Origin of the sequence: Cognatundibacterium curvum (genome assembly GCF_014284235.1) — a bacterium.
Lineage (GTDB): Bacteria > Pseudomonadota > Gammaproteobacteria > Burkholderiales > Burkholderiaceae_D > Undibacterium > Undibacterium curvum.
Genome location: NZ_JACOGD010000002.1, coordinates 210,208 through 223,861, shown reverse-complemented (window position 1 = coordinate 223,861; position 13,654 = coordinate 210,208). Strand labels below are relative to the sequence as shown.

General features: G+C 52.8%; 13 protein-coding genes. 10 read left to right on the top strand and 3 right to left on the bottom strand.

What is annotated here, in order from left to right:
- Nucleotides 1–70: 70 nt before the first annotated feature.
- From H8K43_RS04135 to H8K43_RS04090, 10 genes are all read left to right on the top strand, one after another.
- Entirely contained in the window at nucleotides 71–1,195 is a 1,125-nt protein-coding gene (locus H8K43_RS04135) for an MlaE family ABC transporter permease (RefSeq protein ID WP_186902691.1), read from the top strand.
- A gap of 1 nt (nucleotide 1,196) precedes the next feature.
- Nucleotides 1,197–1,994: an ABC transporter ATP-binding protein gene (locus tag H8K43_RS04130; RefSeq protein WP_230403662.1), complete on the top strand. Its 798-nt coding sequence runs from the start codon at nucleotides 1,197–1,199 to the stop codon at nucleotides 1,992–1,994.
- A gap of 1 nt (nucleotide 1,995) precedes the next feature.
- On the top strand, nucleotides 1,996–2,937 hold the full coding sequence (locus H8K43_RS04125) for an MlaD family protein (protein ID WP_186902689.1): 942 nt from the start codon (nucleotides 1,996–1,998) through the stop codon (nucleotides 2,935–2,937).
- 66 nt (nucleotides 2,938–3,003) lie between these two features.
- Nucleotides 3,004–3,669, top strand: a complete 666-nt coding sequence (locus H8K43_RS04120; RefSeq protein WP_186902688.1) for an ABC-type transport auxiliary lipoprotein family protein — start codon at nucleotides 3,004–3,006, stop codon at nucleotides 3,667–3,669.
- A gap of 1 nt (nucleotide 3,670) precedes the next feature.
- On the top strand, nucleotides 3,671–4,858 hold the full coding sequence (locus H8K43_RS04115; protein WP_186902687.1) for a VanZ family protein: 1,188 nt from the start codon (nucleotides 3,671–3,673) through the stop codon (nucleotides 4,856–4,858).
- Between the two features lie 139 nt (nucleotides 4,859–4,997).
- Nucleotides 4,998–5,324, top strand: coding sequence for a (2Fe-2S) ferredoxin domain-containing protein (locus H8K43_RS04110; RefSeq protein WP_186882535.1), 327 nt, complete (start codon nucleotides 4,998–5,000; stop codon nucleotides 5,322–5,324).
- A 71-nt stretch (nucleotides 5,325–5,395) separates the two neighbouring features.
- Complete coding sequence (locus tag H8K43_RS04105; protein WP_186902686.1) at nucleotides 5,396–6,034, top strand: alpha/beta hydrolase; 639 nt, start codon at nucleotides 5,396–5,398, stop codon at nucleotides 6,032–6,034.
- A 34-nt stretch (nucleotides 6,035–6,068) separates the two neighbouring features.
- Nucleotides 6,069–7,217 (top strand): D-alanyl-D-alanine carboxypeptidase family protein, encoded by a 1,149-nt coding sequence (locus tag H8K43_RS04100; RefSeq protein ID WP_186902685.1) that lies wholly within the window; start codon nucleotides 6,069–6,071, stop codon nucleotides 7,215–7,217.
- A 376-nt stretch (nucleotides 7,218–7,593) separates the two neighbouring features.
- Nucleotides 7,594–8,439, top strand: a complete 846-nt coding sequence (locus H8K43_RS04095; RefSeq protein WP_186902684.1) for a D-amino acid aminotransferase — start codon at nucleotides 7,594–7,596, stop codon at nucleotides 8,437–8,439.
- 76 nt (nucleotides 8,440–8,515) lie between these two features.
- Nucleotides 8,516–8,797, top strand: a complete 282-nt coding sequence (locus H8K43_RS04090) for a DUF493 family protein (RefSeq protein WP_162021654.1) — start codon at nucleotides 8,516–8,518, stop codon at nucleotides 8,795–8,797.
- Between the two features lie 112 nt (nucleotides 8,798–8,909).
- Here the strand turns inward: H8K43_RS04090 and H8K43_RS04085 are convergent, their stop codons facing one another.
- The 3 genes from H8K43_RS04085 to glpD all read right to left on the bottom strand — a co-directional run bounded on the left by H8K43_RS04085 (nucleotide 8,910) and on the right by glpD (nucleotide 12,969).
- Nucleotides 8,910–9,617: an MIP/aquaporin family protein gene (locus H8K43_RS04085; protein WP_186902683.1), complete on the bottom strand. Its 708-nt coding sequence runs from the start codon at nucleotides 9,615–9,617 to the stop codon at nucleotides 8,910–8,912.
- A gap of 143 nt (nucleotides 9,618–9,760) precedes the next feature.
- A complete protein-coding gene (gene glpK / locus H8K43_RS04080) occupies nucleotides 9,761–11,260 on the bottom strand; it encodes a glycerol kinase GlpK (protein ID WP_186902682.1) in 1,500 nt (499 codons plus the stop codon).
- Between the two features lie 188 nt (nucleotides 11,261–11,448).
- On the bottom strand, nucleotides 11,449–12,969 hold the full coding sequence (glpD, locus tag H8K43_RS04075; RefSeq protein WP_186902681.1) for a glycerol-3-phosphate dehydrogenase: 1,521 nt from the start codon (nucleotides 12,967–12,969) through the stop codon (nucleotides 11,449–11,451).
- Nucleotides 12,970–13,654 lie beyond the last annotated feature (685 nt).

Below are 13,654 nucleotides of genomic sequence, written 5' to 3'. Positions count from 1 at the left end.
CTTAGTACAGTCTGGCAAGGCCAAGCGCAACGCGCTCCCGCATTGCGGCAAATTCGCTTACACTTCTGACATGCGTATTGATACTCCACCCACATTGAGTCTGATCACTCAGGCAGAAAGCCTTGTGCAGCTAAAAGGCTGCTGGCTCGCGCATACTCTGTGTCACGCTGACCGTCTTTCAGCGTTACAGCAGCAGTTGAATCAGCTGGCCTTACGTCCTGCGCTGCAATGGGATCTGAGCCAGATTGAAGCACTGGATCATCTCGGGGCGCAATTGCTGTGGCGCGTATGGAAGCAACAACTCCCTGAGCATGCCAACATCAGCGAGCAGCACCTCGGGATATTTGAGCGTTTGCGTACAGTCAGCCAGCTTACCCAACCGGTCGAGCCTAAACCCAGACTGACACGCGTGATGAGACTGGGCAGCATGGTGCTGGGCTTTTTTGCACATTGTTTTAGTTTCGTGGGTTTGCTAGGTCAGCTGATGCTGGATCTCGGCCGCTTCATCCGCCATCCTTTGCGTGGCCCGTGGAAAGAAATTTCAGCCAATATCTACCGCATGGGCGCTCAGGCGCTGGGCATCACTGCGCTGGTGGGGATATTAATCGGCATCGTGCTGTCCTATTTATCCGCCCAACAGCTAAAGACCTTTGGCGGCGACCTGTTCATCGTCAATTTGTTGGGCATGAGTATTATCCGCGAGCTCGGCCCTATGTTAGCCGCCATCCTGGTAGCCGGGCGTTCCGGCTCTGCGATCACCGCTCAGCTAGGTGTGATGCGGGTAACCGAAGAACTGGATGCGATGCAGGTCATGGGTATCCCACACGGATTCCGGCTGATCATGCCGCGCGTACTGGCCTTAGCGATAGCGATGCCCTTAATTGTGATCTGGACCGATATCATGGCACTGATAGGTGGCATGATTGCCGCCCAGGCGCTGTTAGGCATGAGTCCGGCATTTTTCATTTACAAGCTGCCGGAAGCGGTGCCCATCCTGAATTACTGGATAGGCTTACTCAAAGGCGTGAGCTTTGGGGTACTGATCGCTTTGATCGCCTGCCATTTTGGGCTGCGTATAGAACCGAATACTGAAAGTCTGGGCCGAGGCACAACCAGTTCGGTGGTGATCTCAATTACCATGGTCATCATTGCCGATGCCTTGTTCGCCATCATTTTCAGCAAAACCGGGTACTGACATGGCAGACCATCAGACAGAAAACCTGATCCGCATACGCGGCCTGCGCACCCAGTTTGGACGCATGGTGGTGCATGACAATCTGGAACTCGACGTCAGACGTGGTGAAATTTTATCTGTGGTCGGCGGTTCGGGCACCGGCAAGACCGTGCTGATGCGGCAAATGCTGGGCTTAGAAATTCCTAAGCGCGGCAGTATCGAAGTATTCGGCGAAGACATCCATGCACCTAAGGCCGGCAATCTGGATTATCTGCGCAAGCGTTCCGGCATGTTATTCCAACAGGGTGCACTGTACTCGGCACTGAGTGTGTTCGACAATGTCGCACAACCCATGCGCGAACTGGGCAAACTGCCGGAAGATTTAATCCGCGATCTGGTTTACCTGAAGCTGCACATGGTCAATATCGGCTTTGAGCATGCGCGAAAAATGCCAGCCGATCTGTCGGGTGGCATGGTCAAACGTATTGCGCTGGCACGCGCACTGGCGCTGGATCCTGAGCTCTTGTTTCTGGATGAACCCACAGCCGGTCTGGACCCTGACCGCTCAGACAGCTTTGTGGAACTGATACAGTCGCTGCATCAGCAACTGAGTCTGACCGTGATCATGGTGACGCATGACCTGGACAGCCTGTTTGCTTTATCCAGCCGGATTGCGGTGCTGGCAGAAAAGCGCGTGCTGACAATAGGCAGCCCGCAAGAAGTGGTGCGTTTTCCGCACCCATTTATCAAACAATTTTTCCTGGGCGGCCGTGGACTACGCGCCATGGAAGTACTGCAACCCCAACCTGACCGGAAGTAATATGGAAAACCGTTCACATGCTTTAATCGCAGGATTTTTTACGATAGCCCTCATTGTGCTGGCAACGCTGCTGGCGATCTGGCTGGGGCGCGACAAAATCCAGCGCACGCCCTATGAGATCGTGACCAAATCGGCGGTATCCGGTTTGAATTTACAAGCGGTGGTACGTTACAAGGGTATCAAGGTCGGCAATGTGACTGACATCGATTTTGATGACAAAGTCCCTGGACAAATCATACTGCGTCTGGAGGTACTGCCAGATACACCGGTGACCAATGCGACCTTTGCGACGCTGGCTTATCAGGGCGTGACCGGCATCGCTTTTGTTCAGCTCGATGAAGATGCCAAGGCGCAGCATAGCCAACTACTGCAGGCTGGCGCCAGCATCGCCCGTATACCGCTGCGTCCTGGCATGCTGCAAAATCTGGAACAACGCGGTATCGCTATCCTGACGCAGGCCGAAGAGCTGACCAAACGTCTCAATCATATGCTGGACCCGGACAATCAGAAATCGGTCGTTCACACCCTGGAGAGCTTCGGCAAACTGGCTCAACGCTGGGAAGCGGTACCGGATCAGATCAATCCGGCCTTACAGCAATTACCGGTGCTGATGCAACAAGCTGGCAGCACCTTACAATCGGTGAATCAATTGTCTAAAGATGCCAGTCAGCTGACCCAGAACCTGACTCAGTTCAGTACCCGCCTGCAGGGCCCGGACAGTCCCGTGTTCCGCTTCAATCAAAGCCTGGAATTGTTCAACAACACCTTGTATTTAGATACTCTGCCCCGTCTGAATACGCTGAGTAATGATGCGCGCCAAAGCCTGCGCGCAGTGGGTCGCACGGCAGAAAGTCTGAATGAACGCCCGCAAAGCATCCTGTTTGGCCCACCGCCAGCCACACCCGGCCCGGGCGAACCTGGCTTCAGTGCACCTGCCAGATAAACCAGATCACACTAAGCTTGCTTAAACTATGCAAAAGCCAGCTCCCGTATTTAACTAAGGACAAGTATGTTTTCTATCCTGTCAGCAGATTTCTCTAAAAATGGATCGTCCCGTGGATTGAAGCGGCTGCTGTCCGGACTGCTTACACTGCTTGCTATCGCCAGTATGAGCGCATGCAGCAGTAATCCGGCACCCCTCAAACAACAATATGATTTGGGGCCGCTAGCGGCCATCCCTGCTACCGCTGTCACCCCTGTTACATCAGCGCCAGCCGGCCTGCGCTTTGTGCTGGCCGACATACAGACCACGGCAGCGCTCGACAGCCAGGCCATGCTCTACCGTCTGCAATATGAGAATGCACAACAGCTGAAAGCCTATGCCTATGCGCGCTGGAGCATGCCGCCAGCTCAATTGATACAACAACGCTTTAAGCAACAGACCAGCGCTGCCGGTGGTTTGGTATTACAAAGGAATCAGGCCGCGCCCGATACACCGGTACTGCAACTGGAGCTGGACGAATTCTCACAAGTCTTCAGCTCAGCCAGCAGCAGCCACGCCCAGCTCAATGGACGGGCTCTGATCAGCAAAGGCGGGAAAGTGCTGCGTCATCGTCAGTTTCAGATTCAGCTTCCCGCCAGACAGGCGGATGCAGCAGGCGGGGCGACTGCACTGCAACTGGCAGTGGACCAGTTGATCGCTGAATTACAGCAGGAAATCCTGCAATTGCACTGATATGTCTATCCATGCCGACAGCGCTGCTGCGCTACCTTCCGAGCTGAACCTGGTACGCCAAAGTTCGCCGTTCGCACGGGTCAGCTTACTCGCTTACGGCGTACTGATCCTATACGCGAGCTGGTATCCGTTCACCGGCTGGCAAGCCAATAATCTGTCGGCGCTGCCCGAGGTATTGCGTCAGTGGCCGCGTTACTGGACCTGGTTTGATGTGATCACCAATGTCATCGGCTATGTGCCCTTAGGTGCACTGTTCGTGTTCGCACTGTATCCCGTACTCAAACGCTGGTGGGCAGTCATCATCGCTGGCATTGCTGGCAGCTGTATCTCTGTCACCGCCGAATTGGTGCAGTATTTTTTACCGAGTCGTGTCACGTCTGTCGTCGACATCATCACCAACAGCAGCGGCGCTATTCTGGGCGCCTTGCTGGCTGCATGGCTGACACCCTGGCTAATGGAAAAAGGACGTTTGCGCTTATTGCGCAAGCAGTGGACTTATCAGGAATCCAGCCAGGAGATCGTAATACTAGGCTTGTGGCCAATGGCGCAGCTGTATCCTCAGGCCTATTTATTCGGACTTGGTGGTATTTTTCCTATCCTGTCCGAGCACCTGAGCCAGTTTTTCGATATGGACATTGATCTGAGCGCACTGATCTTGCGCGGGACCGAGCTGACACCGGAAGAATATCTGTTGGCCGAAGCCCTGATCACTGCCTGCGGCTGCACTGGCGCGCTGCTGCTGTGCCTGAGTCTGCTCAACCGCCATGCACCAAAATTCTGGCTATCCGCTTTGCTGCTGAGCCTGGCTATCGTAGGCAAGTCACTGGCTGCCGCGCTGTTCTTCCAACCCGAATATGCGTTTGGCTGGCTCACCCCCGGCGCGCGCGGCGGCTTGCTGATCAGTGCGATTATGCTGTACGGCTTTTCGTTTGCACCTCTGCATGTGCAGAAAAGGCTGGCATTCGTACTCATGCTGCTGGGACTCTCGGTGCTGAATATTTTGCCGGACAACCCCTACTTCAGTGCCACCATGCAAACCTGGGTACAGGGAAAATTTTTGAACTTTAACGGTGCCGCGCAGTTCTTATCTCTGTTCTGGCCCTTCCTTGCACTGTGGGCGCTGTTGCGCAAACCGGCGCCGCACACAGCAAGGCTGGCGAAAGAGGAAACGCAAACGCCTCAGGTGTAATACCTGGCATTTGCAGTATCATAGGGCTTTTGCAAAATCGCCTGCTGCCGAGCAATCCGTTTCATATGCCAGCTTAGTGCGATGACTTTGCTTCGTTTGCCTGTCATCCGATATCACTCTATATCCGAAATTTCATATCATGTCCGAACCACTCTACTTTCAAAAACATGTTTTCTTTTGCATGAATCAACGCGAAGATGGTCGCCCATGCTGCATGGAGCGCGGTGCGCAGGCGGCGCAGGAACATGCCAAGCGCCGTATTAAGCAGCTCGACATGAATGGTCACGGCAAAATCCGCATCAACAAAGCCGGCTGCCTCGATCGCTGCGAAGAAGGTCCGGTCCTGGTGGTTTATCCGCAAGGAACCTGGTACACCTTTGTGGATCAAAGCGATATCGATGAAATCATTGATGTCGACCTGATAGGCGGCGGCGTGGTTGAACGCCTCAAACTTCCGAATACCTGATTAAACCACCAGGCTGATGCGCACCCGCAGAACTTAGCCTGATTACGCTGCTTGTACTGATAGTCCTAGGCATGAACGCTCAAACTGAACACTTCCTGATCACCGGCGCGGCCGGCCAATTACAATGTGCACTCGATTTACCCGATCCTGAGTTACAGACCGCGCCACACGGACTGGCGCTGGTCGCACACCCCCATCCACTGTATGGCGGCACCATGGATAACAAGGTAGCGCAGACCCTGGCGCGCACCTTTACCGGTCTCGGTTATGCCGCTGTACGTATGAATTTCCGTGGCGTCGGCCAGTCTGGCGGCAGCTATGATGCCGGCATCGGTGAGACCGATGATATGGAACTGTTGTTGCAACATATGCGACAACGTTATCCCGATCTGCCGCTGGCACTGGCCGGTTTTTCTTTTGGTACCTTCGTACAAGCCCGCTTACAACAGCGCCTGCAAACACAGGACCGCGCAGCCCAGCGTCTGGTGCTGATTGGTGCCGCCGCCGGTAAGTGGGAGATGCCTGAAATCCCATCTAATACCATCTTGGTACATGGCGAGCTGGATGACACCATTCCTCTGTCCGCTGTACTGGACTGGCTGCGCCCGCAAGATATTCCGGTCACCGTAATACCCGGTGCCGATCATTTTTTCCATCGTCGTCTGCACCATATCAAACAGCTGGTCACCAGTCTGTGGGATAAGGCATGACGATCTGTTTCACCTCGTTTGATCAATGTCACCCATGAAAAAATTTCTCGCTACTGTTGCTGCCTCGCTGCTGACGCTGTCTGCTGCGATGGCACAAACACTCCCTGCTCCTAGCATTGCAGCCAAATCCTGGTTGCTGTTCGATGCAACCAGCAATCAGGTCATCGCTGCGCAAGATCCTGACCTGCGCATAGAACCTGCATCGCTGACCAAAATCATGACCGCCTATCTGGTGTTTTCTGCATTAAAAGAAAAAAAACTGGATCTGAACCAGACGGTCAATGTATCAACCCGTGCCTGGAAGGTAGATGCCAGCAGCTCAAAGATGTTTATTGAGCCGAACAAGCCAGTCACCATCAATGAATTGCTGTATGGCCTGATCGTCCAGTCCGGTAATGATGCTGCTGTCGCGCTGGCGGAAGCCGTGGCCGGTAGTGAAGAGGCCTTCGTAGTACAAATGAATCGCGAAGCAGAACGTCTGGGCATGAAAAACAGCCGCTATGCCAATCCGCATGGTCTGCCCAGCCCGGACAATTTCGCGACCGCACGTGATTTGTCTACCCTGGCAAACCGCTTGATTTCAGACCACCCTGAATACTATAAAACCTATTACAGCACCAAGAGCTACACGTATAACAAGATCACCCAGCCTAACCGCAACCGTTTGTTATGGCTGGACCCAACCGTCGATGGCATGAAAACCGGTCATACCGAAGCAGCTGGCTATTGCCTGATTTCTTCAGCTTCGCGTCCGAATGGCAGCGGTCAGCGTCGTCTGATTTCAGTAGTAACCGGTACCGCCAGCGATCAGGTACGTGCACAGGAAAGCCTGAAGCTGCTGAACTGGGGCTATCTGAATTTCGATACGATCAAACTGTATGCCAAAGGTCAGGCGATCCAGACCCCGGAAGTCTGGAAAGGCAATCAGGCTACAGTCAAGATCGGTTTTGACCGCGATCTGTATGTGACTCTGCCTAAAGGTGCAGCGGCCAATCTGAAACCTGCGCTGGAAAGAAAAGATCCGCTGGTGGCACCGATAGCCCAATACAGCAAGGTCGGTACCGTGAAAATGATGTTAGACGGTAAAGCCGTTGCTGAATTCCCGGTACAGGCGCTGGAAAAAGTCGATCAGGCCAGCATCTTTGGCCGCGCCTGGGATTCGATACGTCTGATGCTGAAATAAGTCTGCACTCATCACAACGCTGACTTCAAGGGCAAGCCGCGACCACGTTGCGGCTTGCCCTTTATTTATATCAAACGATGTATGTCAGCGACCAGGGGCTTTACAAACCAGGCTGCAGGCGCGCATAGCTCTGCTATCAGATCAATACTGGCTCAGTTGGCATATGGGCGGTGATAGACTGCACGGGCTGACATGCAATATTTGCATAAGCCCGGCCCGACATTTATGTAAGAATGAATTTTCCAGGACTTACGCAAAATTGTCCCAACAAGGTATGGCGACGCAGGCTGTACGCAGTGTACAACAAGGAGCCATAACGCCGCTGGGGCGGTTTTGCGTCAGTCCTATTTTCTTTCCTCACTGAGCCCACACTATCATGGATGACCCACTCGTATACCTCAACGGCGCAATGACGCCCCTGTCCGCAGCTCACATACCTGTACTCGACCGCGGTTTTATTTTTGGTGATGGTATTTACGAAGTGATACCGGTTTACCAGCGCTGCATGTTCCGCGCCGATCAGCATCTGGCACGCCTGTTCCGTAGTCTGGAAGCGATAGGTATTCCGAATCCGCATAACAAAGAAGAATGGCTGCAGCGCATACAGCAAGTGATGGATGCACATGAAGCGGATGATCAGATGGTCTATCTGCAGGTCACCCGTGGTGTCGCGCGCCGGGCCCATGCGTTTCCGAAAGAAGTGACGCCTACCGTATTCATCATGACCAACCCCATCGTGTTGCCAACTGCAGCTGCGCGTGAGCATGGTGTGGCCTGCGTCTCCATGGAAGATCGGCGCTGGCTGCATTGCGAGATCAAGTCGATTTCCTTGCTCGGTAATGTATTGGCGGCACAGAACGCAGCGGAACATCAGGTCGCAGAAAGCATACAATTCCGCGATGACTATCTGAGCGAGGCCTCCGCTTCCAATGTATGGATAGTCAAAGATGGCGTGCTGATGGGACCACCTAAGGATCATTTGATCCTGGAAGGCATACGCTATGCCTTGATAGAAGAACTCTGTGCCCAGCTCAGCATACCGTTTGAAATGCGCCGCATCAGCCGCGCCGAGGTGTTCGCCGCTGATGAAATCATGTTGTCATCAGCGACCAAAGAAGTGCTTGCAGTTGTGAAGCTGGACGAGCAGACTATTGGAAATGGCTTACCAGGCCCCATATACCAACAATTGTATGCGGCTTATCAATTAGCCAAAGCTGCCTGAGCGGCTGCCATCCCTCCTGACTCTGTGTGGATGCCTGCAGCTCAGTACGGCATCCCACTCAGAGAATGGAAAAATCATGGAAATGAAACCTATCCCGCCAGAACAAAGTCTGATCGAGTATCCTAGCGAATTCCCGATCAAGATCATGGGCGCTATGCATGATGCCTTTGCCCAGACCATGGTCGAGGTCGTCACTTTGCATGATCCCAGCTTCCATGCCGGAAAAATGGATATGCGTCCATCCAGCAAGGGCACCTACCTGTCACTGACAGTCACCGTCTGGGCCACCAGCCGTGATCAGCTCGACAATCTGTATCGCGACTTGTCCGGTCACCCTATGGTCAAAGTGGTTCTTTAATCACCAGGCAAAACCAACGCAAAAAAAACAAACCCTGCTACGCGACCATCTCTGGCGCACGCAGCAGGGTGCTTTGTTGAGCTAAGGTTCAAAGCTCGCTACATCTCAGAAGTTATGTGGTCAGCGTAAATAACAAGGCTGCAGCCACCCCGCCCAGCAAGGGGCCTATGACCGGCACCCATGCATATTTCCAGTCACTGTCGCGCTTACCAGGTATAGGCAAAATCGCATGCATAATGCGCGGCCCCAGATCACGTGCCGGACTCATCGCATACCCGGTCGTACCACCGAGAGAAACACCTATCCCCAGTACCAATAAGCCAACTGGCAAGGCATTCATCGCACCCAGACCCACTTTAGGAGCTGCCATATTCAGTACCGCATACACCAGGACAAAGGTCGCGATGGCTTCAGAGGCCAGATTGCCAAACGCGCCAGGTATCGCCGGACCAGTGCAAAATACGGCAAGCTTGGTGTCCTGACACGCAGTCTCAGCGAAATGGCGGTAGTACACCACCCAGACCAGAAACGCACCCACCATGCCACCCGCCATCTGCGCCAGGATATAGCCTGGCACCAGCGCCCATGAGAATTTATCGGCGACTGCCAGGGCAATCGTTACCACCGGATTCAAATGCCCGCCACTGGCTGAGGCAGTACAAAACACCGCGACAAAAACAGCCATCGCCCAACCTAAAGCAATCACCACCAGACCGCTGTTAAAGCCCTTGGTCTTATTCAAAATCACATTAGCGACAACACCATTTCCTAATAAAACCAACATGGCGGTGCCGATAAATTCAGCAAATAAAGGATGCATTTTCCACTCTTTTTATAGTTGAAAGTGAGCCAGCGCAAGCACACAAACTAGCGGCCCGGCATCAGTGACAACGCATCCACGTTCACATGGAACGCAGTCACTATCCGGATGCGGCATAGATTGCGGCGTTGGCTCGTTCTTATTCAGACTTCGTCCGCCCAGGCTTTGCTGGCCTTGACCGCACGCTGCCACCCCTTCATACAAGCCTGGACCTCAGCTTGCGGCATTGCGGGTTTAAAGCGCTGATCTAACTTCCACTGACTCTGAATTTCGCTGAGATCTTTCCAGTAACCGACAGCCAGTCCTGCCAGATAGGCCGCACCCAGCGCTGTGGTTTCTGTGATTTTCGGACGCACGACATCGACACCCAGCATATCGGACTGAAATTGCATCAGCAGATTATTTGCGACCGCGCCACCGTCAACACGCAGCTCAGCAATGCGACCATCCAGATCAGCTTCCATCGCTTTCAATACATCGACGGATTGATAGGCAATACTGTCGAGTGCAGCACGTGCGATATGCGCAGAACTGGTGCCGCGTGTAACACCGAACATAGTGCCGCGCGCCCGCGGGTTCCAATGGGGTGCGCCCAGACCAGCAAAGGCCGGAACCAGATACACACCATCGCTGTGTGGAACACTTTTCGCTAAGGCTTCAATTTCTGAAGCACTACGGATAATGCCCAAACCATCACGCAACCATTGCACCACGGCGCCACCAATAAAGATGCTGCCCTCTAAAGCGTAGTGCACTTGATTACCGATTTTCCAGGCAATGGTGGTGACCAGATTATTTTTTGATTCGATAGGTTTGTCACCCGTGTTCATGACCAGGAAACAACCGGTGCCATAGGTGTTTTTAACCATGCCGGGTTCAACACACATTTGTCCGAATAAAGCAGCATGCTGATCACCGGCGATACCCGCCAACGGGATTTCTGATGCAAACAAAGTGGTTTTAGTTTTGCCGTAGACTTCAGAACAAGAGCGCACTTCAGGCAACATGCTGCGCGGAATATTCAGTATGTCGAGCAGCTCCTGGTCCCACTCCAAAGTATGAATATTGAACAGCATGGTGCGCGATGCATTGGTCACATCGGTCACGTGCAATGCCTGTTGCGAAAAATTCCAAACCAGCCAGCTATCCACTGTGCCGAAGGCTAACCTGCCCTGATTCGCAAGTTCACGCGCACCGGCAACATGTTCTAAAATCCAGCAAATCTTAGTCGCAGAAAAATACGAATCTATCGGCAAACCTGTTTTGGAACGGAATTTTTCTTCCAGACCTTGTGCCTTTAACTTGTCACAAAATTCCGCTGTACGGCGATCTTGCCAGACGATCGCGTTATACAAAGGTCGGCCGGTTTCTCTATCCCAGACTATCGTGGTTTCACGCTGATTCGTAATACCGATGGCGGCAATAGAACCACCTGCCAGACCGGCGTGTGCAACCGCTTCTGCCGCAACACCCGCCTGGGTTGACCAGATTTCCTGAGGATCGTGTTCAACCCAACCTGGTTGCGGATATATCTGTTGGAACTCTTTTTGCGCGACCGCTACCACGCTGCCGGTACGGTCAAACAAGACTGCACGCGAACTGGTTGTGCCTTGATCTAATGCCAGAATAAACTTTCCATCCATTTGGGTCTTCTCCATCTTGTCTAAGGTTTTTTTATGAATCGATACTGAAGTTGATCGCTGCGACGACTGCGCTAATTCACTGCTGATTTTTCTGCTATGGCTCATCAATTTCCTGCTACAGCGTTTGCGACTAAAACACAACTCGTAGCGGCCGACTGCGACAGCTCTGCCGCTGCTGTAGGGCTGCTTTAGCGCTGCTTTAGCTGATTTAAAATTTGCGTCAATTTATCCTGCAAAGCCTGTACTGTTGCGGGCGTAGCATGCAGCCCTAATTTACTTCTGCGCCACAAGATATCATCCGTCGTGCGTGCCCATTCGTGTTCAGCCAAATACCTGACTTCGGCTTCATATAAGCCTGGGCTCAATTGCTCGCCCAGATCAGACAGTGCATGACAGGTACTCAGCATGCGTTCAGCGCGGGTGCCGTAGCTGCGTGCATAACGCTGTGCAAGCACAGCTGGCAACCACGGATACTGCGCTTGAAAACGTTGGAAAAATCCTGAGAAATCCGCATCTGAAATATCGCCGCCCGGCAGCGATGCATGGGCTGTCCACGCCGGGTTAGTGATACCTAAGGCGGGCGCCAGCAGATTGACAGCCTCCTCTGCCAGGTAACGGAAGGTGGTGATTTTGCCGCCGAATACAGACAAGATCGGTGCCTGTTCATGCGCAGCGTCCAGTTCCAGCTGATAGTCGCGCGTCACGGCTGAAGGGTTGGCCGCATCTTCCTGTTCCAGCAAAGGACGCACGCCGGAATAGGTCCACAATACATCGGCCGCTTGTATGCTTTTCTTGAAATAGCGGTTCGCCGCATCACACAGATAGCTGACCTCATCGGATGAAATGTTGACGCTGCCCGGATCGCCCTTGTATTCCAGATCCGTGGTACCTATCAGTGTAAATTCCTGCTCATATGGAATTGCAAAGATGATGCGTTTGTCGGGATTTTGAAAAATATACGCATGGTCATGATCGAACATCTTGTTGACGACGATGTGACTACCTTTGACCAGGCGTACCTCATTTCGCGCCGTCTGATGCAAATGCTGGTGCAATAATTCACTTGCCCATGGCCCCGCCGCATTCACTATGGCACGTGCTGTAACCTTGATTGCAGTCTGTCCGTCTTTGACTAAAGTAGCTTGCCACAAGCCAGCTTCCCGTTGCGCAGCCTGCAGCTTAGTACGTGTCATGATGCGCGCGCCGCGTTCTTGCGCATCCATCGCATTCAAGACCACCAGACGTGCATCGTCTACCCACGCATCGGAATAAACGAAACCCTGATGCATGCTGTCTTGCAAAGGTGCACCCAATTCATGCTTATCTAAGTTCACGCCGCAAGAACCGGGCAGCAATTCACGGCGGCTCAGATGGTCATATAAAAACAGGCCGATACGTATCATCCACGCCGGACGTAAGTGCGGCACATGTGGCATCACAAATCGCAAAGGCCAGATGATATGCGGTGCTGAGCGCAGTAAAACTTCGCGCTCTTTCAGTGCTTTGCGCACCAGTCCAAATTCATAGTATTCGAGATAGCGCAAACCGCCATGGATCAGTTTGGTACTGGCAGAAGAAGTGTGTCCGGCAAGGTCATCTTTTTCGCACAGCAAAACACGCAAGCCGCGTCCGGCAGCATCGCGTGCAATACCCGCACCATTGATACCACCACCCACAACCAGTAAATCATAATGTTGATCATTCGCCATGATGCCAGGCCGCCATTGCAATTAGGAATTATTGAGAGAAAGCTAAAAAATTGAATATCTTTGTGTTACCAAAAGTCAATTTATTTGTTTTAAATCGATCATAAATCACTAAACGAATAATTACAAGTTCGCTTTCGAACATTTATTTAATTAATCAAAAGATAAGTTTTACGCTTAGGCCGCAGTGTAGCGACGTGTTGCAACACCAGGATTTCAACCTAGGTGCGATGGGAAAGGCGCGCCAATAGTCAGCTCGCTGACTATGCTATCCCTGGCGATACCATGGCGACGCAGGCCGTAGCACAGCACGACCAGGAGCCATAACGCCGGTGGGGCGGTTTTGCGTAAGTCCTAAATATCTAAAGCGATTTCACTTTGCAGAGCCAAGCCGGGTGTGGCCCGGCGGCCACTTACCTTTCTTGCTTCGCCAAGAAAGGTAAGCCAAAGAAGGCGACGCTGCAGACTGCGCCCTGCGGGTGCCGCACTACGTGTCGGCACAATTTGCGCATCACGTAAAACGGGAAAGTGTCGAAACTCGCTACGCTCAAACAACGACACTTTCTAATCCGTTTTCCGTGAAGCACAAATTGCTTAGTCAAAAGCGATGAAAATCAAAGGCGAGCTTGCTACTTATACGGTTACTCAATCCTGAAGCACCTGCAACGTACAACAACTTAGCGCCATA